The 23,384-nt window shown below is 59.0% G+C and carries 29 protein-coding genes and 6 pseudogenes; 24 read left to right on the top strand and 11 right to left on the bottom strand.

All coding sequences use genetic code 11. The features are described 5' to 3' along the window. On the top strand, nt 1-574 hold a 574-nt coding region (locus CK215_RS29520), incomplete at its 5' end, for an IS630 family transposase (protein WP_245418868.1). 96 nt (nt 575-670) lie between these two features. Here the strand turns inward: CK215_RS29520 and CK215_RS29515 are convergent. The 3 genes from CK215_RS29515 to CK215_RS29500 form a co-directional block, all read right to left on the bottom strand. Beyond that, the gene (locus CK215_RS29515) at nt 671-1,567 is read right to left on the bottom strand and encodes an endonuclease (RefSeq protein WP_141245582.1); all 897 of its coding nucleotides are present in this window, start codon (nt 1,565-1,567) and stop codon (nt 671-673) included. Nucleotides 1,568-1,719: 152 nt separating this feature from the next. Continuing rightward, nucleotides 1,720-4,098 carry an AAA family ATPase gene (locus CK215_RS29505; protein WP_141245581.1) on the bottom strand — a complete coding sequence of 793 codons (2,379 nt, stop codon included), beginning with the start codon at nt 4,096-4,098 and terminating at the stop codon, nt 1,720-1,722. 96 nt (nt 4,099-4,194) lie between these two features. Further along, nucleotides 4,195-4,722 carry a hypothetical protein gene (locus CK215_RS29500; protein ID WP_095833015.1) on the bottom strand — a complete coding sequence of 176 codons (528 nt, stop codon included), beginning with the start codon at nt 4,720-4,722 and terminating at the stop codon, nt 4,195-4,197. Between the two features lie 465 nt (nt 4,723-5,187). On the opposite strand from CK215_RS29500, the gene CK215_RS31100 reads away from it, so the two are divergent. From CK215_RS31100 to CK215_RS29485, 4 genes and pseudogenes are all read left to right on the top strand, one after another. After that, complete coding sequence (locus CK215_RS31100) at nt 5,188-5,361, top strand: DUF4177 domain-containing protein (RefSeq protein ID WP_141245580.1); 174 nt, start codon at nt 5,188-5,190, stop codon at nt 5,359-5,361. Nucleotides 5,362-5,613: 252 nt separating this feature from the next. Next, entirely contained in the window at nt 5,614-6,474 is an 861-nt protein-coding gene (locus tag CK215_RS29495) for a biotin/lipoyl-binding protein (RefSeq protein WP_141245579.1), read from the top strand. A gap of 1,599 nt (nt 6,475-8,073) precedes the next feature. Continuing rightward, nucleotides 8,074-8,240, top strand: a pseudogene (locus CK215_RS32155) (DUF932 domain-containing protein); the annotation flags it as partial. A 130-nt stretch (nt 8,241-8,370) separates the two neighbouring features. Beyond that, on the top strand, nt 8,371-8,673 hold the full coding sequence (locus CK215_RS29485; protein ID WP_095833013.1) for a helix-turn-helix transcriptional regulator: 303 nt from the start codon (nt 8,371-8,373) through the stop codon (nt 8,671-8,673). Between the two features lie 370 nt (nt 8,674-9,043). Here the strand turns inward: CK215_RS29485 and CK215_RS32150 are convergent, their stop codons facing one another. Continuing rightward, nucleotides 9,044-9,190, bottom strand: a complete 147-nt coding sequence (locus CK215_RS32150) for a hypothetical protein (RefSeq protein ID WP_245418867.1) — start codon at nt 9,188-9,190, stop codon at nt 9,044-9,046. 10 nt (nt 9,191-9,200) lie between these two features. Further along, nucleotides 9,201-9,524, bottom strand: a complete 324-nt coding sequence (locus CK215_RS29470) for a DUF768 domain-containing protein (RefSeq protein WP_095833012.1) — start codon at nt 9,522-9,524, stop codon at nt 9,201-9,203. Between the two features lie 278 nt (nt 9,525-9,802). Here CK215_RS29470 and CK215_RS29465 point away from each other — a divergent pair. From CK215_RS29465 to CK215_RS29450, 4 genes and pseudogenes are all read left to right on the top strand, one after another. Beyond that, nucleotides 9,803-10,012, top strand: a pseudogene (locus CK215_RS29465) (hypothetical protein); the annotation flags it as partial. 483 nt (nt 10,013-10,495) lie between these two features. Beyond that, nucleotides 10,496-10,626, top strand: a pseudogene (locus tag CK215_RS29460) (IS110 family transposase); the annotation flags it as partial. Between the two features lie 98 nt (nt 10,627-10,724). Then, complete coding sequence (locus CK215_RS29455; RefSeq protein ID WP_141245578.1) at nt 10,725-11,213, top strand: hypothetical protein; 489 nt, start codon at nt 10,725-10,727, stop codon at nt 11,211-11,213. A gap of 324 nt (nt 11,214-11,537) precedes the next feature. Then, nucleotides 11,538-11,904, top strand: a pseudogene (locus CK215_RS29450) (DUF736 domain-containing protein). Here CK215_RS29450 and CK215_RS29445 read toward each other — a convergent pair. Next, nucleotides 11,870-12,394 carry a MucR family transcriptional regulator gene (locus CK215_RS29445; protein WP_095833010.1) on the bottom strand — a complete coding sequence of 175 codons (525 nt, stop codon included), beginning with the start codon at nt 12,392-12,394 and terminating at the stop codon, nt 11,870-11,872. The pseudogene CK215_RS29450 and the gene CK215_RS29445 overlap by 35 nt on opposite strands. A gap of 327 nt (nt 12,395-12,721) precedes the next feature. Between CK215_RS29445 and CK215_RS32145 the strand changes: the two are divergent. Continuing rightward, a pseudogene (locus CK215_RS32145) lies at nt 12,722-13,041 on the top strand (DUF932 domain-containing protein); the annotation flags it as partial. A 3-nt stretch (nt 13,042-13,044) separates the two neighbouring features. Further along, a pseudogene (locus CK215_RS31685) lies at nt 13,045-13,604 on the top strand (PAS domain-containing protein); the annotation flags it as partial. Between the two features lie 1,297 nt (nt 13,605-14,901). On the opposite strand, the gene CK215_RS29430 reads toward CK215_RS31685, so the two are convergent. Further along, a complete protein-coding gene (locus tag CK215_RS29430; RefSeq protein WP_095833008.1) occupies nt 14,902-15,120 on the bottom strand; it encodes a hypothetical protein in 219 nt (72 codons plus the stop codon). Between the two features lie 169 nt (nt 15,121-15,289). Here CK215_RS29430 and CK215_RS31535 point away from each other — a divergent pair, with 169 nt between their 5' ends. Next, nucleotides 15,290-15,442 carry a hypothetical protein gene (locus tag CK215_RS31535; protein WP_170950437.1) on the top strand — a complete coding sequence of 51 codons (153 nt, stop codon included), beginning with the start codon at nt 15,290-15,292 and terminating at the stop codon, nt 15,440-15,442. Nucleotides 15,443-15,520: 78 nt separating this feature from the next. Here the strand turns inward: CK215_RS31535 and CK215_RS29420 are convergent, their stop codons facing one another. Then, the gene (locus CK215_RS29420) at nt 15,521-15,712 is read right to left on the bottom strand and encodes a hypothetical protein (RefSeq protein WP_095833006.1); all 192 of its coding nucleotides are present in this window, start codon (nt 15,710-15,712) and stop codon (nt 15,521-15,523) included. A gap of 198 nt (nt 15,713-15,910) precedes the next feature. Continuing rightward, nucleotides 15,911-16,492, bottom strand: coding sequence for a hypothetical protein (locus CK215_RS31095; protein ID WP_141245577.1), 582 nt, complete (start codon nt 16,490-16,492; stop codon nt 15,911-15,913). 26 nt (nt 16,493-16,518) lie between these two features. On the opposite strand from CK215_RS31095, the gene CK215_RS29415 reads away from it, so the two are divergent. The 9 genes from CK215_RS29415 to CK215_RS29380 all read left to right on the top strand — a co-directional run bounded on the left by CK215_RS29415 (nt 16,519) and on the right by CK215_RS29380 (nt 19,595). Beyond that, nucleotides 16,519-16,782 carry a hypothetical protein gene (locus CK215_RS29415; RefSeq protein WP_095833005.1) on the top strand — a complete coding sequence of 88 codons (264 nt, stop codon included), beginning with the start codon at nt 16,519-16,521 and terminating at the stop codon, nt 16,780-16,782. Further along, the gene (locus CK215_RS29410) at nt 16,779-17,138 is read left to right on the top strand and encodes a hypothetical protein (protein ID WP_095833004.1); all 360 of its coding nucleotides are present in this window, start codon (nt 16,779-16,781) and stop codon (nt 17,136-17,138) included. Before CK215_RS29415 ends, CK215_RS29410 begins: the two co-directional genes overlap by 4 nt. Before the next feature lie 94 nt (nt 17,139-17,232). Next, on the top strand, nt 17,233-17,478 hold the full coding sequence (locus tag CK215_RS29405; RefSeq protein WP_095833003.1) for a hypothetical protein: 246 nt from the start codon (nt 17,233-17,235) through the stop codon (nt 17,476-17,478). Beyond that, nucleotides 17,475-17,795, top strand: coding sequence for a hypothetical protein (locus CK215_RS29400; RefSeq protein WP_095833002.1), 321 nt, complete (start codon nt 17,475-17,477; stop codon nt 17,793-17,795). Before CK215_RS29405 ends, CK215_RS29400 begins: the two co-directional genes overlap by 4 nt. After that, entirely contained in the window at nt 17,792-18,067 is a 276-nt protein-coding gene (locus CK215_RS29395; RefSeq protein ID WP_095833001.1) for a DUF1488 domain-containing protein, read from the top strand. The genes CK215_RS29400 and CK215_RS29395 overlap by 4 nt, the downstream gene beginning before the upstream one ends. An 80-nt stretch (nt 18,068-18,147) precedes the next feature. Beyond that, nucleotides 18,148-18,399 carry a DUF982 domain-containing protein gene (locus tag CK215_RS29390; RefSeq protein ID WP_095833000.1) on the top strand — a complete coding sequence of 84 codons (252 nt, stop codon included), beginning with the start codon at nt 18,148-18,150 and terminating at the stop codon, nt 18,397-18,399. A 98-nt stretch (nt 18,400-18,497) separates the two neighbouring features. Then, a complete protein-coding gene (locus CK215_RS31530; protein WP_170950436.1) occupies nt 18,498-18,647 on the top strand; it encodes a hypothetical protein in 150 nt (49 codons plus the stop codon). 3 nt (nt 18,648-18,650) lie between these two features. Further along, complete coding sequence (locus CK215_RS31090) at nt 18,651-18,830, top strand: hypothetical protein (RefSeq protein ID WP_141245576.1); 180 nt, start codon at nt 18,651-18,653, stop codon at nt 18,828-18,830. 12 nt (nt 18,831-18,842) lie between these two features. After that, nucleotides 18,843-19,595, top strand: a complete 753-nt coding sequence (locus CK215_RS29380; protein WP_095833019.1) for an NYN domain-containing protein — start codon at nt 18,843-18,845, stop codon at nt 19,593-19,595. A gap of 41 nt (nt 19,596-19,636) precedes the next feature. On the opposite strand, the gene CK215_RS29375 is transcribed toward CK215_RS29380, so the two are convergent. Both CK215_RS29375 and CK215_RS29370 read right to left on the bottom strand, forming a co-directional pair. After that, nucleotides 19,637-19,894 (bottom strand): hypothetical protein, encoded by a 258-nt coding sequence (locus CK215_RS29375; RefSeq protein WP_066995590.1) that lies wholly within the window; start codon nt 19,892-19,894, stop codon nt 19,637-19,639. A 127-nt stretch (nt 19,895-20,021) separates the two neighbouring features. Continuing rightward, complete coding sequence (locus tag CK215_RS29370; RefSeq protein ID WP_095825941.1) at nt 20,022-20,270, bottom strand: DUF982 domain-containing protein; 249 nt, start codon at nt 20,268-20,270, stop codon at nt 20,022-20,024. Between the two features lie 755 nt (nt 20,271-21,025). Here CK215_RS29370 and CK215_RS29365 point away from each other — a divergent pair. The 3 genes from CK215_RS29365 (at nt 21,026) to CK215_RS31525 (ending at nt 23,286) form a co-directional block, all read left to right on the top strand. Beyond that, nucleotides 21,026-21,235: a cold-shock protein gene (locus CK215_RS29365; RefSeq protein WP_066999092.1), complete on the top strand. Its 210-nt coding sequence runs from the start codon at nt 21,026-21,028 to the stop codon at nt 21,233-21,235. A 113-nt stretch (nt 21,236-21,348) separates the two neighbouring features. Then, nucleotides 21,349-21,573: a hypothetical protein gene (locus CK215_RS29360; protein WP_095832999.1), complete on the top strand. Its 225-nt coding sequence runs from the start codon at nt 21,349-21,351 to the stop codon at nt 21,571-21,573. 1,542 nt (nt 21,574-23,115) lie between these two features. Further along, a complete protein-coding gene (locus tag CK215_RS31525) occupies nt 23,116-23,286 on the top strand; it encodes a hypothetical protein (protein ID WP_170950435.1) in 171 nt (56 codons plus the stop codon). Nucleotides 23,287-23,384: the final 98 nt, after the last annotated feature.

Genomic DNA, 23,384 nt, shown 5'->3' with positions numbered 1-23,384 from the left:
TCGCTTCACCCGCCCAGCAGGGCACAACCCAGGCCGGAAACGAACTCAAAACTGGATAGAAACTGGGGGCAACGTCAACGAGACCGGAACCACGACGAAGATGACGCGCTTGCGCGGTCGCTGCCTGAAGGGTCGGCGGTTGCGCTCAAAGGCACCGTTTGGACATTGGAAGACGCAGACCTTCATCGCCGGGCTGCGCTGCCATGGGCTTACCGCCCCTTTCGTCGTCGACGCGCCGATGAACCGGCGCATCTTCGAGACCTACGTCGAAACGCAGCTCGCTCCGACGTTGGCAAGGGGCGATGTCGTCATCCTTGACAACCTCGCCGCCCACAAGAGTCCAGCCGCCGAGGCAGCCATCAGGGCAAGAGGCGCATGGCTGCTCTTCCTGCCGCCCTACAGTCCGGATCTCAACCCGATCGAAATGGCCTTCGCCAAGCTCAAGGCGCATCTGCGCGCAAAGGCCATCAGAACCATCGACGCCCTGTGGCAGGCCATCGGCGATATCTGCAATCTGTTCTCCCCAACAGAATGCAGAAACTACTTCACTGCCGCAGGCTATGGACTCACATGAAAATCCGCCGCTCTAGCTGGGAAGGTGCGCCATCGGTGCCTGCCGCCCGCACCCCTGTGGCACCCTCATTATGATTGCATTGACTTGGGTGCCGGATCAATTGGCTAGATAGGCCTCGACCCATGCTCGTGCGAGCCGCGAATAGGGTGCCGATGCCTCGGTCCGTGCGCGCAGCTGCGAACGGATCTCGCTAATGAATTGGTGGATCTTCGCGGCGATGCGTTGGTCCGTGGCGAAATCATGTGCCAATCCCGCATCGTTGCCGCGGCGCTGCAAAAGTTGGCGCGATTGCGCTTGTATTCTGTCATCGAGTTCGTTGGCAATTTCTTGCAGGTCGAGGCTGAGTTCAAGCAGAAATTCCATATCGCGCAGCACCTTGGTTCGGTTCTGAACGAGTGCAAGTCGATTCAATCCGTAAATTTGAATCGAGACCATGCCCATTGGGCTCACATTCGCTGCCTTGGCCGCCGTCGCCAATCCCTCTGGATCCGCAATCGCCTCCGGCAGCGTAAGCGCCTGGCCGGGATTGAGCGGTTGCGGATATACCAGACTGACCAGATGGTTCCTGTCGACGTGAAAGGCAAGATGTGCGTCTGGATCGTCAAGCGTTGGATCAATCAGCAAGCGCCGCTCAGCCGACAAGTCGGCCGCAGGGGTCATGGCTCGCACTACCCCGCCGATCAGGGGGAAGGCAGAATCCTTGCCGGTGTTCAAGCTTCTTGACCGATCAAACTCGCCGTTGTCGAGAAGGGTCGCCCGCCCATTGCCGCTGGGATTGGGTGTCTTCTGCTTGCGACGGCGATTGCAGTCGATGCAGCTCGGCAAAAGGTTGGTCCATTCCATGGCCAGCCACCAATACCCGGGGTGATCATCGACGTTCTCGACTTCTCCCTTTGGTCGAAAGTGCTCTACGTCGACCGGCTGGGTGGCTCCGTAAAAGCTTTCGCAATAGGCGCACTTGCCGTGAAACAGCTGCGCAAGGGCGGTCTTCACCGATGCTTCCTTGTACCTAGCGAAGTCAAACGCCTCATGTCGTCGAGGACGGTTCATATGCTCCGTCACCAGTTCGAGCTCTGTCTTGCCGTCTGATGGACGTCGTTTGTGAAGGTCAGGCGGTTCGACGACCACCGATCGGTTGACCTTCCTCAACTTAGGAGACTCTGCAGGAAATCCTTCACCGCAGCTTTCGCCTTGTCTCTTGCTTCACTGGTCGCCTTTTTGTCTCTTTCGCGGCGAGCTTCAAGATACTCGGCAACGGCTTCCTGAATAACCTGGCTTATCTCGGTGCGTCCGTACGGCAGAGCCTGTGCAATCTCGCCATTGAATTTATCAAGCGCAACCTGCTCCTCAGCGGTGAGCGGCTCGCCGTTGCGCCGGCGAGCCAGCATATGAGATATCGCGGAGAATGTTTCGTCGGTTCTCTGGTCGTCCGTCGAGAACAGTTGGAACAGGTTGGACGTCAGGAGCTGCTCTATAGTCATCTCTTCGATGTTGCCGAAGTCGTCTACCTGCTCAACCGCTTCCGGCAGCTGATCTCGACCAGGCTGGGAAAGGGTCTGATAGCGGTTCAGCATCATCACCTCTCCGTTCAACATCCCACGGATGCACAGCGGATCGTGCGAGGTAAGGACAAAGGTGACCCGTGGCAGCGCGCGGCGCAGACCCGAAATGATGTTAAGCTTCCATCGCGGGTGAAGATGGGCTTCGATCTCATCTATGAGCACAATCGCATTCGAGTGCCGGGCTGAACGTGCCTCTCTTGCGTCGCTGCCTTGCACTCTTCCAGACCTTGGTCGACGCGAAGCCCTTACAGCCGCCATCAGACCCTGGAACACGTCGCATACCAGCGCGAGAATTGCACGATATCCTGAAGAGGCCACCTCCAGCTGCTGTCGAACGATGTAGGTTGTCCCGTTGGGCCGCTGCTTCCTTATATTGATGTAGCACCGCTCGGAGCCGTCATGCTCATCGCGGCCGACTTCGATGTTTTGAAATTCTCCGTCGATCTGAATGATATGGCGAAGTGCACTGACGACTTCGTTAAGCGCTTGCGGCTGCGACTTCGCAAGGTTCATCAACCAAGAGGTAGGGTTGGAAATGTCACGATCGTACCTGAACAAAGTATCAACATGGCGGTTCGGCCCGCGGCGTTCCTTTTCTCCGAATAGCCGATGCGCCCCGTACGCGAAGATAAGCGGCCGTTCTTGTCCAGTTGTCGCAATGCCATTTTCATTGATGGTGGCGCTAAGCTCACTGCCGTCGTGGAATGTCAGCACTATCTTGGATGCCCGGGGCCCCCGGTGTCCGGCTGGTGCGCCCATATACTGTGGTTTCAGAACTAACCTACCCGAAACCAGCTTGAGATGCTCTCGCGTGGCAGGGGGGAGACAGGCAAGCGCGATGGCTTCCAGCACGCTACTCTTGCCTGCCGCATTCTCACCCAGGATAAGAAGGCATGGTGCCTCTGGCGCCTCAGTCGCGTCATTTGAGGTCAAAGAAGTACGAAAGCGAGCCTCCTGCGGTAGCCCAAACTCGATGTTCTGCAAGGATTTGAAATTTTCAATGCGCACAGAACGGATGCGCGGATGGTCAACGCGCGGAGGGGCCTGCCGAGCGGCCTTCAATCGTGCTGCTGCCTCGTCGCCCTTGGAGCGGAGCCTGCGGATTGCACTCTCCAGTTCAGTTGGGAAGTTGGAGCGCGAGGTGAGCCACATCGCAAAGAGGCTTTGAATGCTTTGGGGGTCAAGCGGTCGCACCTCACGGTATCGTTCTGACAAAAACCGAGCAATTTGACGCAACAGCAGATACCTGGACCCGCCGAACTCTGCTTGCTCCAACGGCGCTTCGCCATTGAGTGCCTGTCCATTTCGCAGAGCGTCTATTTGGCTATCGATAGCCTGTCGGCGCCTTGCGACCAACGGGTGCCGGTTCAGCGCAAAATGCGAGATTGTGGCGGCTCCACGGGCATCAGTTGGCACCAAGTTCCCATCTCTAGCGACCTCGATTCCAGATTGTAGGAGAGCGGTTTCGCCGGGATAAAACAAAATTGCCTTCTCCTGGCCTGCCAAATCGGGGTCAAATAGCAGCGAATCCTGCGTAAACCCAGTCGCCGACCACGGTTGTGCCCGTTCGCCCTCGACTGGAAAAAAGGCCTTCTGCGCGGGAAGACAGTCGCCGCAAATTGGAAATAAATTGTTCCAGTTGAACGAGAGCCAAAGGTAGCAAAGCTTGTCGCCAGGGGTAGCGCTCGGCTCGGCGTAGGCAGGCGGGCGAAACCGATATGGTTGGAGGGAAACGGACCGCTGCTCACAAAAGGGGCATTTTCCGTACGCCAATGCGCTGAGTGCATCGAGCACGTCCGGCTGGAATGATTGTTTCCACACTGCCGGCAGGTCAGTTTGCACGCGTTCTGCCTGCATTCGTCCCAGATTGTCCATGATCGCGCGAAGCGCGCTGCCCAACTCAGTCGCATTGAACGAACGCGGGGTTTGTTGGCGGCGCAACGCATGGTCAAAGAATAGCACTGCTCGGTCCCGAACCTTTTAATGCCTGCGGCCCTTCAGCGGCCTTTGGGGCGCCTGGCTCATTGCGGCGTGTTGTTTGGCTGGCCTCACTTCGGATCAATAGCCCAGCACGGATTGCAACTCCTTGGCCGCGTCACTGATCCTGCCGGGGGGCGAGTTCATCAACCCCGGCACAACGATGTTGCGCAGCATCTTGGTTTCCTGCTTGTTTATCAGCCATGCGTTGCGGTCCAATGCGAACGTGATGAGCATTCGTTCGAGATAGCGAACGTCATGGTGTTTCGTCCGTGTCGGCCGCGAAAACGATGACAGCCCGGTTCGCGCATAGAGGTAGAGATAAGGTCGGCCGCGCCTTCTGCTGGCAAGAACGCTGTTGAACTTGTGCACCTTGTCGTCGGTGAGGCACTCTTGCCTGAAGGTCTGGCGCTCGGCCTTGCCGACATACCATGGAACGGCTGCCCGGCCGGACTGGAGAGCGAATACGTAGCATCCGCATGCGTCGGCAAGTCCCGGAACCTCGTCCTCGACCTCGGACCAGAAGACGGCGCGCTCCCGATCTTCCAGAAAGAGAAAATTGTCGTCCGAGCGGGTGAGCTCAAATGGCCCATAAGGACAGTATCGCATATGAAATTCCCCCAAAATAGTCGCTCCCACGTTTTATCTAGCCCCTCGGCAATCAACCGTCCAGCCTGCCGCTTCCTGGATTGCGTGGCCAGAAAATTCGCCATGTCGCAATGCTGGCGACGCCTTTGTTTGCAGTGTTGCCCCGTATGTTCGTTTTAATTCTTTTTTGGAATCGAAAGAATTGCGGACCCAACTTTGCAATGCGATCGCCATCTGACAATGGTCGGCCGATAATTGCTTTTGACTGGAAGTGCGATTTGTCGCCCTCGACCGCCACTCGTCAGACTTACCTCAGCCACTTGCGCGAATATATGGCGGCGATCGCAGCGTCGCGTGGTACGATCGTCTACGTCAGTCTTGAGCAATTGGATTGGTTGACTTGCCGGCTCAGCAAAAAGTGTCTGGCGAGCCCAAGTACTAGAGCAGCCTCGTCGGCATCCGACGTTCACCATCCAGGAAGAGAAAATGACAGAAAGCAGGTTGTGGGAGTATCGCGTCTTAACGGTCGGCGGCGGCGCAGCTTATGACGATCGGACCCAGGAAATGTTGAACGAACTGGGCGCGAATGGTTGGGAACTGGTGGCCGCAGCCGGGTTCACCTTGTTTCTGAAAAGGAAGGTAAAGTTCGACGGTGGCTGAGCCGCCTCAACCTGGGTCCGTAGCCAGTATCGAAGTTGAAGCGTACCAAGTGCCTCGCGCCCCGATTGCAATTCTCGGATCGGCCAAGTGGCCGGGCCGATGGCTGGATGCTGCCCAAAGACAGGCCTCCAAGGATACTACATGGAAACGTCGCCGGAAGTCAGGTCGCTGCTTGAAGGGTCTCGAAAAAACAATGCGCGTGCAGTGCAAATGCTAACGATCAAACTTGTTGCCGCAACGAGTGCTAAGCCAATGTCCAGGAAACTCATTTCGCCTACCGCGACAGAAATCAGATACAAAACGATGGCTGTTGGCATAATCGCAATCGTAAGCCACGAAACCAGGCGAGCCAGGCGAGACCTGAAGGCTGGCACCCATGGAAAGTGCGTTCGTTCAAGTGAACCGGGGTATTGCTCGGTGACCGCCCCACTCTCCGGCGCGGCCGTCGCTCACGGAACCATCGCGGCGGCGGGCCGCAATATCCGCATCCAGCATCTCGAGGGCGGCATCATCAAGGAAATCCGTATCGCCGAGGGCGACCGTGTGCAGGCTGGACAAGAGCTGATCATCCTCGGCAGCACGACTGCTAGGACCCAGGTTAATCGGCTGAAGAAGCAGTTCGTCTCTCTCGCCGCGACCGCGCAGCGGCTCGCTGCCGAGAGGGATGGTCTGGAGACCCTGCGCTTCGACACGATTGTCGAGGCCGGCGCAAGCGACGCGGAACTCGCTCATCTCATCGACGAGCAGAAGAAGGAATTTGAGGCCCGCTTTGCCCGGTTCCGATCGGAGCAAGACATCCTGCACCAGCGCGTCGCCACGCTCACGGAATCGCTCGCCGGTCTTACCGCGCAAATGCACGCCATCGAAAACCAGCTTTTGATTGTGGCGGACGAGCTCAAGCGCAAGAAGACACTGGTCGAGCAGGGCCTGACCAACCACTTCGAATACACGCAGACTCAGCGCAACCAGGCGGACCTCACCGGCCAAGCCGGAGCGATCGCGTCCGAACTCGCCTCGACACGAAGCCAGATCGTCGAGGCGAACGAACCGGCGTTTTCGGTCAGCTTCTTGCCAAGCCTTCCAGAAGCTGACATTCCGCAAGCAGGCATGTAAAAGCCCACAGGATCGCCGAACTGAGCCATAGCTGGTGACATGGAGGACACGTAGGCAGCTCCTTCGTACGTTCTCCTTTTGTGCTTTGAAAGTCGCATAAAGGGCATTGTCGATGTGCCGTCCGAAATTATCTGTCGTCGGTAGGAGCTAGAGTCCAGAACTATCTGTCGTTGGTGGGACTGCTAAGTGAATGATATCGCGCTGCTTTCGCCCGAAGAGGTTGCCAATGGGCTTCGGACAACGGGTTACCAAGGTGCCCCAACGACAATCAATTCCCGACTGGCCTTAAGGAGATGTTTTGATTGAGCTTATGCCGTCGCCGATCGGTAACCACAGGCCACCTAATACGCGCATTGGTAACCCCCAGCGACAGGTTTGGTAACTCTCATCGACCCAGGTCGCACTCTGCGCTGCCCCCACAATCGCGTTGTGACAGAAGGCGTTAGCATCTCAGCGTGGGCACGGTGCGCAGGTTTCAACGTCCCGACTCAATTCTGGACAGCGGCAGTTAATTCCGGACGGCACACTGGTGTGATGTCCGGAATTATTTGACATTGAACGGGGTTTACCAGTCCGGAATTAAGGGCTGCAGGTGTTCGGCCTATATGCTTGAAAACAAGAGGGTTTTCAGGCCCCGGGTAGGAGTTTCTGATCCTAAGAACAGGTTTACCAATGCCCGCAATGACAGTTAATTCTGGACTGGCATTAAGTGTCTGGATTTGCATGGAATCTAGCTGGGCCTGTTGGTGAACCCGCTTGCGGCCGGCAGCGGATTGGTCAACCCAAGACCGGAGGATTGGTAAACCAAGGCCGCAGTCCTATCGGCCAAGGCCCAGCTCTCCCTTCCACTGTCACCGGTCACCCTTCCACATCCTCGCGAAACGAACTGCGGCCAATGGCCGACATCTACACTTACTTAGGCAGCGTGGAGATCCAAGGTTTGGCTGTCACGCCAGGGATAACTCGAGCTGCTACCGGTGGTTTCCGTTCCGCCGCTAGGGACTAGCGCACGATGTCGAGGAAAGAATTCGTCCCACTCAACCTGCTCGCCAGGTCGGCAGGAATCTCGCGGCAGGCAGTTTGGAAGGCCTGCCAGCGTGGCAACTGGCGAGGGCACGCTCTGGAGGTGCGCGTTGTTCAGGGTAAGGGTGGCAACGCAGGCAAGCATTATCTCGTCAGTTTGGCTTCACTCCCACCCGCGTTGCAACTCCGATTGAAGCCCATTGAAACGACGGTTCAAAAGCATCCGAAGCCGGTTGCATGCCGAGGCCGGCACGGTCGAGTCGATAAAAACAAGAGGCGCGTCGTCATCAGTCGGCAGTGGGATGCTTTGGTACCCTTCGACCCCGGCACAAAGGCCAAAATTGCAGAGGACCTAAAACAGGAAATCCGAGGGCTTCTGGCAGCCGGCGCAGCTTGGGGACACGTCAAGTTATTGGCCCGTAACTTCCTGGTCGAGACGACCAGGTCATGGGGGTTCCGCCCCAGCGATTTTTCGAGTTTCGAACAAGCTTGTTCGATCCCGTGGACGCTCGTTTCGGAAGAGCTTCATTATCGGAAGGTTCACCAGTTCCGCACCAACCGCAAAGCCTACGAGGACAGCCGATTGCGCCCACGCATTGGAGCTTCGGCCAGCTTTGCAGTCTTGTCGGCGCGCCGGCGACCGACCTGCGCCAGTTTCCCGCGCCGCTCGCCGGCATCAATCTGCAGCATGGCCTGCTGCGCATCGCGCCGAGTTGGCCAAGACCCTGGAGGCGGGAGAAGGGCCGCCGAGGCGTTGGCGTCGGCAAAGGCGCTCGGCACCCTCTGCGCTGGCTTGGACGACCTGGCCTCCTCAAGGCGCCGTCTAAATTAGTTCCGGAACGTTTTAGCTAAAATGAATGTTTCAAGTCCGTTATGGACGGCCGAGACCTACTCTCAGCAGAACAATCAAGAGCCGCACGAGCGCTATTGAACTGGTCGCGAGTGCGACTGGCTGCGAAGGCCAACCTCAGCGAACTGACGATCAGCGATTTTGAGAACGGCTTGAGGAAACCGCGTCCCCGCAATCTCGTGGCCATGCGCCAGGCGTTCGAAGACGCCGGAATTGTTTTCACCGCCGAAGGCCCATCGCTAACCCGCTCTGAAGGTGAGAATAGAAGTCTCGGCACCGCCAATAGGAGGTGGCGCCGGCGGCAGACGGAGCGGCCGTCCTCTTGAGAACCGTGAGCCACGTGCCGCCCAAGCGCAAGATGCCGCGGGCAAGGCGGCGTCGGAACATCGCGCGGCTGGCGGTGTTCAGTTGGCCCATGACGAAGCTTTCGGATCTCGGCCCTCGATCACGGGCACGCGACAAGGCGACCAACCAGCGCGTGAGCAGGATCATTTCTATAAATGCCGGCGGTCCGGCCAGCAGGTAGACCGGCGGGACCTGCGACAAGTCATTGGCATGAGCAGCCCGCACGAGCCGCTGGAACTCGACGCCTGAAAAGCTGGGGGATGGCGCCACAAGACTGAGTTGGACTTCTCCTGTGGACCGACAATCGCGGCCAGGATTGCCTCGTAGGCGCTGCCGATCTCCTCTTCAATCTCATGCTCTGATATGCCGACCCGCTTTCGCATCGGCGAATAACTTGGCCGTCATCTCAGCAGCCGAAATGATATCGGCTCCGACGCTGCCGCGCGTTACGTTGTCGGTGATCCACTTGCCGTTGAATTCTGCCCGAGGTTCGCTCATGGCGCGATCCCTAGTGCCGTCCCTTCAAGAAATGACCCTCGCGACGCAGGGAGTCCCAGTTGGTTCCGACCTGCTTTACTAGCTCTTCGGCTTCCCCGTGGGTAATGCCCGCCTCTCTCACCAAGCGACCTGCCAGATCAACGGCGAGGTCCGCCTTCTTGTCCCTTTCATCGCCTTCACCCCGGCTGCCATCGCGGGGCTGCATCGCGTCAATGATCATCCCAAAGACACTGCCGACTTCCTCGTTGATCTCGTCCGGGTCGACCCCTTCGCGTTTTGCGGCCTTCATCACGTGGCCGACCAGGTCGCAACTGGCGGCAGGGTCGTCTGTCATTGCGTTTGGCAAGTGCTCAGTGCTCTGCCATCCATTTGTCGAGTAAGTTGGCGCCGAGGGTGCTCATATCAGCACAAGCTTAGGAAGTGCGTTAAGTCCGGAACCAAGGAGCGTCACGTTGCAGCCGACCGCCGCCCCATTGGGCCGTAAGCCATTTTCACCATTCGTTCAGATATTAGCGCAGGCTGATAAGCGGACATGCTGGTACAGCGTACATGCCCTGGGCCCCAGTGCACGATGCGACAAACGGGGCGGCTCTTGTGGGACTACGAGCAGCCAACGCCACACCAGCATGGCTGGCCAGCGACTTCAATGCCAGCCGTCGACACGCCCTGATCGTGGCGCAGGTCATCAAGCTCGGCCAGAAGCTCGCGGACGATGCAGTGTCAATGTTCATCAAGCTGATAGGTCGGCTGTTCTCGCAAGCCAACAACCGCAAGAAGCAGCGGCACATGGACTGCAGGTCGGATACCGCCAAGGCGCTGCAGCCGGTGCCAGCCGACTTGCTGATCGAGAGCGCTGAGCGGAACGTGAACGCCTGTAGGAACGCACCGGCATATTCGTTGACGATCGCATATTGCTCTGCCGCCAAGGTCAAGGGCGTTCGCGGATTGCAGAGCAGTGATGGTTTGGAGGAACATGCGCGCCTGAGCTTGAGTCATAGTCGAAGACAATCAGGCTGAAAACTAAATCGGACTCGTCATGCCGTTAAGTGCTAGCGTGTCTCGGGCGCTAATCTCCACCCACTGGAGAAACTGGCGACGGGGCTGGTGGTCGGCAGGGGTCGAGTCCACCAGCCTGCCCACACCTCTCTCAATCCCGAAATTTCAAACATGGGGTAATCGCGGGAGCGAGTCGCCCTAAAGCCGGACGCGATCACATGATTGCAGAGCGGGCGGTTGTTCCCCGATAGGATGGAAGTGCGGGCTCACGGCTGGACGCTGGACCCAAGCATCGAACGGAGAACAACCATGAGCGAATATATAGGTCTCGACGTGTCGTTCAAAGAGACGGCGATTTCTGTGCGGCGTGGCGGCAAAGGATCTGGCGTGGCAAATGTCCCTCTGATCCGAGCTTAGTTGCGGACGTTCTCCGCAAGCGGTAGCGGGTGGTGTTCGAGACCGAACCCTTGTCGGTGTGGTTCTATCATGCCTTGAGCCGACCAGCGGCGTGTAGTAGGAGCCGGAGGTGGTGGCAGCGATGACGCGGTTGGTAGACGAAACGTTGCGCGGGCCACTGTTCTCGCGCCCGGCTGGCCTAGCCTCCACCGACGTGACGCTTGCCGATCCGACCATGGGCACAGGCAGCTTTCTGCTCGGCGTGATGCGCAAGATCGCGGCCACCATTGAGGCGGACCAGGGCAAGGGCGCGGTACGCGACGCGATCGAGGCGGCAATGAGCCGCCTGATCGGCGTCGAGCTCCAGTTCGGCCCCTTCGCCGTCGCCCAGCTTCGCCTGATCGCAGAATTGCAGGCGCTGACAAAGCCGGATGACACGAGGCCGCCGAAACTGCCTGACTTGCAGCTTTTCGTCACCGACACGCTCGGCAACGCCTATATCGAGGAGGCTATGCAAGCAAGCCTGACCGACTTTCTTGTGGCATCCAGGTGGGCGGTGGTTCTCCCTTGCTTGGCACGCCTACTTGGCAGGCCCTCAAAGGCCATTTGGCTCTGCCCAAAGGTTCTTTGATAGGTCGCCATGCCGGTCGTCCTATTTGTCTGCCGGTAAGCCACGCCACGGTGGCCTCGAATGGATTGGGTCTGACCGAAGAACAGCTTCGCCTCGATCGTCTTCCCGCAGCGTCCGCCGCCGGCTTTTTTCCGCCGCTCAACACCCCATCCGGCAGGCCGCATGGGGACCCCGGATCGGCTTTGCATCGCGAGACAAAAAAGCCGGCCGCCGGCCGTTCTCCACTTCGTTTCGGCCCCACGGGTGCGGCCCGATCGTCTCCGATCTCACGACCACCATCGAGGCCGCGATGGCTCGGCCCGATCAGCAGAAGGAAACACCGCAATGGCTACGATCGGCACTGTCTCCCGCAGCGGCAAAGGCTTCAAGGTCTCCGTCAAGACGCTCAACCTCAACGTCAAAGCCGTCGACCCTCGTCCCCGCCGAGGCCGATAACGAAAAGGGTCCGGACTAGCGCATCTTCGCAGGCGACACCGAGTTCGGTGGGGCATGGAAGAAGACCTCGCGCGAAGGCCGCGACTACCACTCCGTCAAGCTCGACGGTCCCGCCGCGCCGCCGAGTGAGCTCGGGCCCAAAAGAGAAGCCCGGTCCACCGGACGGGGCTTTTCCTTGCTCATGTCGGCCGACGCGCCGAATAACAAACCACTGGATCCGTCTAGGCCTTTGCGGCAACGTTCCGCGTTTTTTTAACCGGAGATTTTGCCGTCGCTGCAGCTAGTGCCGCCGCGGCGGCGCGTGGCGCCCGCGTCGGTTTCGCCGCCAGAGCCGGCTGCTTTGCGCGCGGGCGTCCAAGTCCGGACGCCTTCGCCAAGGCAGAGCGGGTGGCCGCATAGTTCGGCGCGGTTAGAGGGTAATCGGCCGGCAGGTTCCACTTCTGCCGGTATTCATCAGGGCTTAGATTGTAATGGGTGCTGAGATGCCGCTTCAGCGATTTGAACTTCTTTCCGTCTTCCAGGCAGATGATGAAGTCGGGCGTCACAGATCTCCTGATCGAGACGGCCGGTTCCTGCTTGGCTACCGGTTCTGCTACAGCCGTGCCAATCCCCCGAAGGGCCGCATGGGTGTCGCCGATCAGCTTTGGCAGTTCTGCCACCGGCACCGGATTGTTCGACACATAGGCGGAGACGATATCAGCTGCGAGTGACACAAGATCGGCATTATCCTGAGGCTCATCGGACATGGTGTTGGTGCTTTCCCTCTTGTTGATTGGTGGATCGACCTGCTATTTGTGCAGATTGAGCGATAGATCAAGCGAATAATGGATTGTTTGCTTGCCCGCCACGAATATTTGATCGGTTGGCATCCCATCAATGTTCTGATCGATAGCAAACGAGTTTCCGATCTTTTTCAGGGAACCAAGGAGACTTTTCCCCTCGCTTCCCCGCATGCCGCCTGTGCAGAGCAGGGACGCCGGCTCGCAAAGCGGACGATTGAGACAGACCTCACGATCGTTTCCATCCGCCCCGCTCGACCGTGCAACCCGGCTCCGCGCGTGGGCATTGGCCCCATCCGGCACTCAAAGTTGGCTGCGCAGCGTTTCGCCCACGAGGCCGCACCCGCCTTGACGACTTTTGCAACTCCTCGCCGCGCCATTCATCGCTGGCATCAGGGCGGTCCGTGAAGGATCGTCGCCCATAGCGATGACGACCGCGAAACCTTGCTGCGCAAGCGCGGTTTCTCCAAGGCCAGACCGGCAAGATCATCGAGGCCGTCTTGCAGGAGAAGGACAGGCCGCCCGAAAGCATTTTCGATTTCGTGCAAGGGCTGACTGCGCATGCACGAACCAAGTCCCATCAGGATAGCCGTCTCGAGCTTGAAGGAAAGGCGACCGACGGCACGGCCGATCTGGAGCGGGAACTCCGCGACACGCGCGAGCGGCTTCAGTCCATAATCGAGGAGTATGAAACGGCGCTCGAGGAGCCAACGAGGAACTCGTTTCGGTCAACGAGGAAGCGCAGTCCTCCAACGAGGAGCTCGAGGCGTCGAAGGAGGAGATGCAGTCCCTCAACGAGGAACTGAATACCATCAATACGGAGTTGAGCGGCAAGGTTGAAGAACTCGATCGCGCCAACAGCGATTTGAAGAACCTGTTTGCAAGCATCCAGATCGCAACCGTCTTCCTGGATCGCCACCTCGTCATCCGCAACTTCAGCCCAGCTGCGTCAACCTTCTTCGGTCTCCGAGGAGCCGATATCGGAAGACCGTTGACCGAGCTCTCAAGCAGGCTCGAGTACCCGAAATTGAAGGACCACATCGCCGCCCCGGTCTTCGAGACAGGCGACATGCTGGAGCATCAACTCTCCCAGGACGAAGAAGGAAAGCACTTCCTGGTGCGCCTGATTCCATACCGCAACGACGGAGGGCGCACGGACGCTGTCGTCGTCACCCTCGGGGAGATGAAGGCGGGGTGCGTTCCCCAGCGACGCCTATGCGACCTTCGGCAACACACTTACGTCGCAAGGTGTGCTGCCAGTAGCTGTGTCGAGCCATGATTAGCCACTCGATTCCGATGCCGACCTTTGCAGAAGATCGCAAAGGCTGGTGATTGCCTCGACAATCCCGGCTCTTAGCGGTTGTAGAAGACTCGCGTTTCGATCTTCATCGCGGACACTAACTTGGCCTCTGCCAGTCACCATGTGCAGACTGACTGGACATGAAGGAGCAAAGCGACGCTCCGCATCATGTCTGTACGTTGCGCATTCGCGGCGGATCCCGAACCGATGCCGACTCAAGCAACTACATCATTTGTAAATGACGGCGCGCTGTTGCCGTTGCCAGATGACGGGCCAACGTCAACAAGGGGAAATGAAGCGCACGATTGGCCGACAGAAAAATAGGCAATGGTGGAAGCGGCTTTGAGATCGCTATGATCGCGGTCATCGTTGCGCTGCGATGGGCCTGATCCTGGTTGCAGCTACCGCGATACACTGAACCGCCGTCGAGGAAGTCTGGACTTGTGTCGCAATGGGAACATCTGGGCGGTCATGCGGTTTTAGCGTGGGCGGCACGGTTCTGCATAGGAGCGGAGCCCGTCCGACCTCCCCAGGCGAGCGGGCTCTTCCTTTCCCGGCGATAAGGTGGCCCGGTGGCCTTGGGTGTGTGGGCTTTGGGTCTTCGCCACCTTCGGCGGCAGGGCTTTGGGAACACGATGCCAGCGAGCGGATATATTCGCATCTGCTAATGGCGGGAATTCAGCCAAAAGGCCAGCCCGCGTCGGATAGCTGACGGAGGAATCGGCGCCGGAACGGCCTGAGGTCCAGGTGAAGCAGGTTCAGGCTGGCCGGAAATCGAAGCCAACCGAAGGTGCAACGGCCGATCGGGCGGAGCCGAAAGAGACCGCCAAGCCTGAGCAGCCAGCCGTCGAGCAGCAGCAGGCCGAGCCGGAACAGGCGGCCAAGCCTGAGAAACCGAAGGCCAAGAAGCAGCCCGCCGCCGAGCAGCAGGCCGAGCCCGAGCAGGCGGCCAAGTCAAAGCCACGGAGCCAAAAAACAAGGCGTGCGATCCGCAGACTGACGCGAACTGCTAGGCGGTCGCGAAGGAAAGTGGCCGGGTTCGCAGCTTTGTGCGCATTGCCTGTGGGCGATCAGCCGCTGACGCAGCGGACTGATTGGTACGTAAGCAACCTGCTAGGTCTGCATCGTGTCCGGAGCAGATCATTGGCGTGGTGACTCGTCGCTGCTAAAGACCCTATTGCTCCACTCCAAGGCGAAGCCGGACCGAAGCCTCTAGGTCCTTAGCGAAACCAAGCGCGAACTGAAGAACCATCTTTTCATTCGAAGCGACAGATCCTTGACCCTCGATGGCGATCGGCAGTTCTATTTTGCCAGCGGTTGAGGTCACGCGAACATTAAATAGAAGCTGGCCACCGGGCCGCTCCTCAACTGCTACCAATTCGACAGTTGCCATTGACACTCTCCCACTCGTCGGCCGATCCCCTGCCTCGCTGGGAAATGCACTTTCGGCTCTAATCACGATGGCGGCTGTTGCGGTAGACACCTTTGGGCCAACGAAAGGGCTGGTTCAAATCAGGCGGTTGCGCTCTGCGAGTTCGCGTGCCCGCCTCAGAGTGCCGTCAGTGTCAGCGATCCTGCGCCTTGCTGCCTCGTCCGTTCTGATCGTCAGCCGAGCTGAGATGATCTTGGATGACTTGGCGACTGCCGCGATGACGATGGGCGGGGCATCCGGTGTTTTCAAGGTTCTCATTGGTTTTATCCTTTCAACTGAATGACTGCAGGAGCAGTCGACATTCGGCGGTTGCTCCACATGACCGGCCCAGAAGCCCTGAACCGTATTGTGGGCCTGCCAATTAGGATTCCCGGCCGGCCACATCCCGCCGCTTGGCGTCCTGGATGTTCACTTCGCCAACAATCTTTTCCGCCCGGCGCGTCTTGATGCCGACCATCATCTTCTTCTCGAACTCGGCGGGCTGGCCGGTGAAGATGTCGAAAACGGTCCAGCTGTTCGGCTCGTCCATCCGAAGCGCGTAGCGGTTTGCCATGCTCGCATCCTTCTCGTTTTCGCCTCTCCACGAATGCCGACCGAGTTCAGGCTTTTAAGATGACAAAAACCGAGGCCAGCAAAGCGGTAATCCAGAGCGCGACACACACCTTTAAGGCGAATGGACCATATGAAGAGAGTGCCGCACCCATGCGCGTCCCCATCATCAAATTTGCGCTAGTCCGCGCCGTCGCCACACTCAGCTGCGCCTTGGTGCCAAGCTTGCCGAACCGCGGTGCAGTTCATGCTTGGAGGACACTCCGGATGTGCTCAACATGCCAGGCTTGGTGGTTGGCGCGGCTGTCGGGCGACCAAGCCTTAACGGCAATTTCTTTCGCGTGGCGGAACGGGTTCGCATACCCTTTCTATAGACTGCTTTCCTAGCGATAGATAGGAGAAGCGAAATTATTTGCCAATACCGCAAATTATTTGGTCGAAATAATTGCGGAAACGGGGAAAATTTTGCGTGGAACGAGGAAAAATTCTGCCGCTTTTTGAGCGATGCGTTTGAGTTTTTATTTGACCAATAAAATAAAAACGCGGAAGCACCTTGTTCCCAGCGCAATTGGGGCGCATATATAAGTTCGTTGATTTTTGTCGAGGTCATGAGTGAAGCCTCGCCATCCGTATCCGAATTTTCGATAGCGAATGCATTGCGCTGCTCCCGGCGCGGCATCTCGCTACGTTCGTACCCTGAAGATGATCCCGCGCTGACCAAGGATGTACGAGCGGCATCCGAGATTGTTTCGCCGGTTGGCTGGAACTGAAGCAGTCGGCGCATGCGCACGTTTCCACAGAGAGCCGCAAGTGACCACTCGCACTACGTCGACCGTCGTTCGCTTCAATGCAGTGTTTTTGCTGCCCGGCTTCGATGCGCCGCAACCGGCTGGAGAGTATCATGTCGATCTTGACGAGGAGGCTCTCGAAAGCGCTTCCCACACCGCTTGGCGCCGCGTGGCCGCGTTCATTCACCTGCCAGCGATCTCCTTGAGGGGGTCCAAGGAACAAATGGTGCAGATTGAGCCGGCATTACTCGAGGCGGCGCTCGACAAGGACCGGAGACAACCATGACCAGCCTCATGCAACGCAAAGCTCGCCCCATCCAGCACGGAGCCCCGGTGCGCCTTTTTGACATCGGACAGGCGGTCCGGCTGAAAGGCGGTCTCGGCGTCGGTCCAAAGACCGGCGAAGTCTACCGTGTCACTCGTACCCTGCCTCCGAGGGGAAACTCGCCGCAATATCGCATCCGCAGCGACGCCGAACCGCACGAGCGGGTGGTCACGGAGGACAGGCTGGAACCGGTCGCCGAAGCATCGCACGGCGGCATAAGGCTCATCGAAAGGACGTTCGGACATGGCCAAGGGACAGAAACGCTCGAACAGAGAGATCAGGAAGCCGAAGCAGGAAAAGCTTCCGCTGAAGCCTGAGAGTGCGTTCGGCCAAATCAAGGGCGCCGGCGGCACCCACGCCCAAAGCAAGAGCAAGGGCTGACGGCAGGATGGTCGTGCGCGACGAACTCGGATGAAGGTCGTGATCCAATTCTATCGCACGCGCGTTGCCGACGACGCGCACGCCGTCGTCGGCCGTGAGACCGTGGACGCGGCCGACCTCGACGCGGCGATCGAGATCGCGCGGCTTCTGGCGAGGACACTGAACATGCCCCAATGGCCAGATGCCGTCGCCATTGCCGACGCCGAGGGTGCGACGGCGGTCTATTCCAGCGTTATTGCTGCGCAGGGTGACATGGACAAAGGGCCGGCATCATGAACGCCAGCAACCATCGCACCGATGCAGCTCGCGAATTATCCGCTAATCCAGGCGAGGACAATGCGGCCGGCGCGCAGGCATGCGACTTTGGGGATCATCAATATGGCCGCCGCGTCGAAGTCGATCGTTCCTGGACCGTCTATCACGTCTTCACGGGCATTCCAGCGCATGTGAACGGCGCCTCCATGATCGGGCTCAGCCGTTCGGAAGCGACGAGAAGCATGCTGTCCCTCAACTTTTGCAACAGGGAGCGCCGCAAGCCGAGGATCGCCGCGCGCTTCTTCGTTGCTCCCGAGACACCTGCAGGTCAGTCATGACGCTCGCGTTCCCGAACCCCAGCCGAAGTTTCGATCAGGAGCGTAACGGCGTCTACTTCATCGGTCATGACGGCATGTTTCAAATCCGTTTCTTCATCGAGGCCGAGGCTCTGGCCAAAAACGGCATTGTCCTGGGTGGGAAGGCTAGCGTGGAGACGGCCTATCTTTCGGCATTCGATGGCCTGCGAACCTCCATCCAGCACGTGGCAGGCAAGGTTTATGCGCGCCACCGCCGCGACTCCTACACTTTGACCGCCGCCGATTTCAGGTAGCAGCATCGGTTGCGGTCAAAGCGGGTGAACAATCGACCCGCCGCGCTCGTCTTTCCATACAATTGGGCGTAGGGTGCACGATGGCTGGCAAAAAATTCCGGGTTCCCGTGGTTGTCTATGTCGCCGGTCCGATCGGCTTCACTCTGATTGAATCCGTTGCACAGGCCTCGGATTTCCTGTTTGACCATTGGCAAGGAAACGACAGCCTGGCTTGGACCGACGCGATGAAGCGCTGCGCCGAAGATGGTGCTGCCGATGACGCGAGTGTCGCATTCCTCACCGCGCTTGAGGGGGCGGGGATCGGGTACGACCGCACGGTTGAGATTTACTGAGCTTGGCGAACGACTGCGCGGTTTGAAGCCGCGCGCTGGCCGGGTAGCGATCAGCCAGCATTCGGCGCCTTGCGGACTACCAGATAGGGAGAGTTCGAATGGCGATGAAGCCAAACTATCGATACGAGCGGAGTCAACGAGACAAGGCCAAGGCGGCCAAGAAAGAAGCCAAGCTTGCCGGGAAAGCTGCGAAGGAGAAACCCATAGAGCAGAAAGAGGCGCGAGAGCCTGCTGCTGACGAAAGCTGAGGCATGGCGATGACGCAGCGCGAGACAGACAGCTTCGAAATCGACGTGGAATGTCCCCGTTGCCATCATCAGGCAAAGACCCTCGTCGGCTGGATTCGTACTCACACCCAGATGGAATGCTCCAACTGCGGCGACATCATTGACATTGAGAGCAAAAACTTCAGGTCGCACGAACAGCGCTAGGAAAGCTCTATGATACCGTCCGAGCCGCGGTCGCCGCGCCTAGCCGTTCTGATCGATGCCGACAATGCCTCCGCCAAGATCGCCGACGGGCTGTTCGAGGAGATCGCCAAGATTGGCGAGGCCAGCGTGCGTCGCATCTACGGCGATTTTTCAAGCTCGCGTTCGAAAGCGTGGGCCGACGTTCTTTCGAAGCACGCAATCATACCCCAGCAGCAGTTCGCCTACACAACAGGCAAGAACGCCTCCGACATCACCCTCGTGATCGACGCGATGGATCTGCTCCATAGCGGTCGGTTTGATGGTTTCTGCCTGGTTTCCTCCGACAGTGATTTTACGCGGCTGGCCGCCCGCATCCGCGAGCAGGGCATCGACGTCTTCGGCTTCGGCGAACAGAAGACGCCCGAGAGTTTCCGACAGGCATGCCGGCGATTTGTCTATAGCGAGAATCTGCTTCCGTCTGCACCCGCGAACGAACCCGAGGCGATATCGAGCATGAAGCCATTGCAACCGCCCTCAGCGGCCGTGCCGATCATCCGCAAGATTATCGCGCAGATGGAAAGCGAGGATGGCTGGGTTCCGCTCGGTGCGGTCGGCACGCAGCTTGCCAATCTGGCCTCCGACTTCGATCCCCGCACCTTTGGTTTTCGCAAGCTGAGCGATCTCGTCCGCAAGACGAACGCGTTCGAAATCGACCGCCCGGAGGGCGGGACGTTGCGCATAAGAATCAAACCGCAGGCAGCGCGAAGGGGAGGGCGGAAGGCGTGACCGGTACGGCGCAGCTATCCGAGTCCTTGCAGGTTGGCTATTTATCGACCGTCTGGCTTTTCCATGCTCGCCCGGTCCTGTTCGGTGCGCAGCTGGTCGAGCAGATCGATCAAGGCTTCGCCTTCGGGCGAGCCAGGCCCGCGGGCCATGAACGTCTCGATGTCAACTTCGGAGGGTTGACCGCCCGAAGCCCGGTTTGGCTCATGCCTCACGAAAATCTCATCGCGCTCGCCGACCTTGACGACCAGCCAGCGGTCGCCGTTGGAACTTGTGTAGAATGCCCGTGACGGGTTTGACATGGCGGACCTCCTTTGACCTGTCTGCAAACGGCATCACGCTGGTCGTCTATTCATGTCGGTTGGCCAGGTAACTACCCTCGGCGTGGGGATAGATATATCCCGCGTGTCCCTCGGCAAGCCCGCTCCGTTATTGCCCCACCAGGATACCAGCCTCGCGCGCAGCCAAAGCGAACGCCCGCCGAACGCTCGATATGGGCTTTTTGTCCGCGCTGGCATCGTGGCAAGCCTGGAGCGCGGCGCGATGTGACGGTCCACGCTTGCCCGGCCACTTCCGAAGCAGAAATGACGAGCATTCGTAAACGTCAGTGATGATCGTCTCGGCGCCTTGAGCACTGGCCCGAACAGTCACCGGCTGAGTGAATTTGGGATTTTGCATCGTTGTCCTTAGGGCATTGACGCCTGGATAGCGAGGCAATTCCACGTTCCGCCCCAATTCGCGCGGGGACCTCCCAGTTCGCCGTCAAGCCGTTTTGTTGACGCGAGGTGTTTCTCCTGGTCGAGGATCTGCTGTCTTATCGTCCTCGAGCTCCTGCGCCCATTCCCCAAAGAGCCGGCCGGGCAATGTCATGGGTGCTCAACCGCCTGGCAGGCCGCCAGCAAGCCGGCATTGAGAGGATCGGGCCGCCGACTTCCAAGCGAGGCCCTTCGATAACGTCGTATTTCTCGCCGGAAGTCTTCTTGCCGGTCGGCTTGAACACCTGTTCGATTTTCGTGAGCTGACCCTACGTTTCCTTAAAGTGGTCCTCCGCGGGGGAATTGGCATGGAGAAAGAGCGGACGCAACGAATGGTTCTGTGTCACCACCCGGCCTGGTGACTTTCCGCCACTCGCGGTGATCGTCCAGCCATCCAGGTCGGATGGTGGATTACGCAATCAGCTGCCGAGTGCCATTCCAGAACCGACTCGCCAGTTGGAAGGCCGTCGGTCTTGAAAGGCGAGAATTAGTGCCGGCCGCGCCTTGTTTAGAACACTGAACGGGTCTATGTTGCAAATATCGATCTTGTCTGTCGAACTTTGTTTCTGACGCGAAACGCGTCTTCGGCGATCTTCTCCTCTCAAAATCGATCTGAACCGTTTGCCGTGTGTCTTGCACGGCAAGCAATTTTCTATGGATGATTGAAAGGAAATCGCCATGAATACGGGAACCGTAAAGTTCTTCAATTCGACCAAAGGCTTCGGCTTCATCGAGCAGGGTGGCGGCCAGCCGGACGTGTTCGTCCACATCTCCGCTGTCGAGCGGGCCGGTCTGCGCTCACTGGTCGAGGGCCAGAAACTCAGCTTCGAACTCGTGAAGGACAACCGTAACGGCAAATTCGCGGCCGAGAACCTGCAAGCCGCATAAATTATTGCGCTCTGGCCGTTGACCACGGATGTACTGGCACAGGCCACAGAGCGCAGATCAGAGAGGTCGGGCAAGCCCGGCCTTTTTTTGTTTTCCGATTTGGAGAGCGCATCATGCGACACCCCGATATACCGCAAGGAATATTCAAACCCAAGCCGACCGCGATCGAAACGAAGCAGGACGCCACAGCCAGGGCCGCCCGCCAAATTGTCGACGGTGAAGCCGCCGCGCGAGAACAGAAGACCGAGCGGTTAAGGCTGGCGAGGCTTGCCAGTGAGGCAACAAATACGTACACGCCGACGGCGAAGAAGCGGACGAACGGGCGTAAGCACGGCTAGCTGTATCAGCGATACGATCCGGGCATCCTGGGACGAGCCGTTTGCCCGGGCAAAGTCTTAGAAATTTTCGCTACAAAGGCGGCGCAAAGTGCGCATCTGCCCTCTCGCTGAACGGGGTAAGAGGCGCGGCCTGATACGCCCAAGTCCCGCTGACTTCCCCACCCCAGGCCGGGTCGCCCCAGCTCCACTTGAAGGCGAGCTGCGTGGCCCGGTCAGTCACCCAACCCATGGACTTTCGGGCGCCGCCTCCAACGGCCCGGCCAAGTCATCTTGGTAGCTGCGGCCTGCGGTCTGTCCTCGCTCGCGACCTTGTGAGAGGTCGCGGCTTCACCGGACATGGTTCAAACCCTACGGCTATCATTGCTTCCCGACCTTAGAGGGGATCTTCTCGCGCCTTTTTCGCGCGAATAGCTGCACTGTCTGAGCGCGGCCATAAATGCCTCGGCTGCCAGGTCGCATTTGCGCTTGGATGGACCGTTGCTCTGGATCACAATTTCGGCTTGCCTGGTTGTCAGGCCGTGCTTTGCCGCAAACTCGTCTATGTCGGCTTCCGTCCAGCACGACCGCTTCAAACCTTGCATTTTATCTCCTGGTCCCGAAATCGTGAGGAGCCAACGCGGGACCGTCGATAAGGTTTCAGATCAACGTCGAAAGCCCTCAACTCGGCTGGTCGCCAGGCGCCTTCTCGTCGACGGCTTATGGAGCGTCACCACGCTCTCGTACTCTTTCCGTTCTGGCCTCTGAATGGCAGGCAACTTACATAGCCAGGGCTATGGCCTCGGCTGGAACCTGCCGCCACCTCACGCGCCTTGGAAGGCTGTAGACGGCCCGGCAGCCATCTAGCTTCGGGGGGAAGTTGGTGAAGGCGCCGGGCCTAGGTGGTCCGGGACAGGGGTAACCACCCCGGACGGTGTAAACCATAACGCGACGGTGGCCGATGGCAATGTTGTTTGGTCAGCCCGCGACGGCGTGAACGGTCGCGAAGCCGATGCCGATGACAATGCCGGTGAAGGACTCGCCGGCGGCGTCCAGCGCGATGGCGCAGACCTTGCCCCAACTCTGAACCGGGCTCGGCAGTGGGATAATCGGTGCGATCGGTCAAACACTTCGTGTTGCGTAACAGTTCGAGCGAATGCTCAAGGGCATCTCTCCTTGGCAAGCTGCTCGAAATCGTGCTTGGAATGTCGTGCGCGCGGGAAGGATTGGCAGGATCGTTCGGCAAAAGCCGCCTACGGTCTGAATGCAGACAGGAGCGCGGTCGCTGTCTCTCAGCCGCGGACGTCCTTTGGTAGTTGTCGGCGATGTTGGTTAATCGATCAACAGCTTCGGTTTCGGTCGGCCACGGCCAGCTGCGACTGAGGTCCCGTCACCGCGCGCATAGGTCCATGGCGTGCAACATAGCCCACTAATGCGTTGGCTTGCGGACTGGCGACCCCTTGTCACCAGTCTTTGTTGCCATAATTCAACACCCGCTGCTCCCCTGGGATACCGGGTGTTTTTTGATTTTCACGGCGGGGCTCGTTGCGTCGGGACCGGGCCGAGATGTTCGACGGCAAGCGCGCTTATGCGCCGGCGGCCTTCAAGGCGGCGGCGGACACGCTGAACGTGCGTGCAGGCGCGCTGATTCGCGAATTCCCGCAAGGCACGCTCGGCGCGCCGTCCGCCGCCGGGCCGGAAATTCGACGACGCGCTACTGGTGATAGCCGCGCTTAGTGGGTGCGGATCGGTCAAGCACGTCAAGGTCAGCAAGACCGACGCGCCCGAGCAGTCCGGCAAATTGGAAAATGACACGGTCGCGGTCTTCGAAGGTG

The organism is Mesorhizobium sp. WSM3864 (assembly GCF_002294955.1).
In the GTDB taxonomy this organism is placed as follows: domain Bacteria; phylum Pseudomonadota; class Alphaproteobacteria; order Rhizobiales; family Rhizobiaceae; genus Mesorhizobium.
Note: the sequence above shows the minus strand (reverse complement) of the source record. Positions and strands in the feature narration are given on the sequence as shown.

Coding starts and splice junctions, on each gene's coding strand:
- CK215_RS29410 (WP_095833004.1), top strand. CDS start 16,779: ATGACCAGCCTCATGCAACGCAAAGCTCGCCCCATCCAGCACGGAGCC.
- CK215_RS29375 (WP_066995590.1), bottom strand. CDS start 19,894: ATGTCAAACCCGTCACGGGCATTCTACACAAGTTCCAACGGCGACCGC.
- CK215_RS29420 (WP_095833006.1), bottom strand. CDS start 15,712: ATGGCAAACCGCTACGCGCTTCGGATGGACGAGCCGAACAGCTGGACC.
- CK215_RS31530 (WP_170950436.1), top strand. CDS start 18,498: ATGGCGATGAAGCCAAACTATCGATACGAGCGGAGTCAACGAGACAAG.
- CK215_RS29500 (WP_095833015.1), bottom strand. CDS start 4,722: ATGCGATACTGTCCTTATGGGCCATTTGAGCTCACCCGCTCGGACGAC.
- CK215_RS29360 (WP_095832999.1), top strand. CDS start 21,349: ATGCGACACCCCGATATACCGCAAGGAATATTCAAACCCAAGCCGACC.
- CK215_RS29365 (WP_066999092.1), top strand. CDS start 21,026: ATGAATACGGGAACCGTAAAGTTCTTCAATTCGACCAAAGGCTTCGGC.
- CK215_RS29400 (WP_095833002.1), top strand. CDS start 17,475: ATGAACGCCAGCAACCATCGCACCGATGCAGCTCGCGAATTATCCGCT.
- CK215_RS32150 (WP_245418867.1), bottom strand. CDS start 9,190: ATGAGCGAACCTCGGGCAGAATTCAACGGCAAGTGGATCACCGACAAC.
- CK215_RS29470 (WP_095833012.1), bottom strand. CDS start 9,524: ATGACAGACGACCCTGCCGCCAGTTGCGACCTGGTCGGCCACGTGATG.
- CK215_RS31525 (WP_170950435.1), top strand. CDS start 23,116: ATGTTCGACGGCAAGCGCGCTTATGCGCCGGCGGCCTTCAAGGCGGCG.
- CK215_RS29485 (WP_095833013.1), top strand. CDS start 8,371: ATGGACGGCCGAGACCTACTCTCAGCAGAACAATCAAGAGCCGCACGA.
- CK215_RS29395 (WP_095833001.1), top strand. CDS start 17,792: ATGACGCTCGCGTTCCCGAACCCCAGCCGAAGTTTCGATCAGGAGCGT.
- CK215_RS29370 (WP_095825941.1), bottom strand. CDS start 20,270: ATGCAAAATCCCAAATTCACTCAGCCGGTGACTGTTCGGGCCAGTGCT.
- CK215_RS29445 (WP_095833010.1), bottom strand. CDS start 12,394: ATGTCCGATGAGCCTCAGGATAATGCCGATCTTGTGTCACTCGCAGCT.
- CK215_RS31100 (WP_141245580.1), top strand. CDS start 5,188: ATGACAGAAAGCAGGTTGTGGGAGTATCGCGTCTTAACGGTCGGCGGC.
- CK215_RS31090 (WP_141245576.1), top strand. CDS start 18,651: ATGGCGATGACGCAGCGCGAGACAGACAGCTTCGAAATCGACGTGGAA.
- CK215_RS31095 (WP_141245577.1), bottom strand. CDS start 16,492: ATGCGCCGACTGCTTCAGTTCCAGCCAACCGGCGAAACAATCTCGGAT.
- CK215_RS29455 (WP_141245578.1), top strand. CDS start 10,725: ATGACGCGGTTGGTAGACGAAACGTTGCGCGGGCCACTGTTCTCGCGC.
- CK215_RS29390 (WP_095833000.1), top strand. CDS start 18,148: ATGGCTGGCAAAAAATTCCGGGTTCCCGTGGTTGTCTATGTCGCCGGT.
- CK215_RS29405 (WP_095833003.1), top strand. CDS start 17,233: ATGAAGGTCGTGATCCAATTCTATCGCACGCGCGTTGCCGACGACGCG.
- CK215_RS29430 (WP_095833008.1), bottom strand. CDS start 15,120: ATGGCAACTGTCGAATTGGTAGCAGTTGAGGAGCGGCCCGGTGGCCAG.
- CK215_RS29495 (WP_141245579.1), top strand. CDS start 5,614: ATGTCCAGGAAACTCATTTCGCCTACCGCGACAGAAATCAGATACAAA.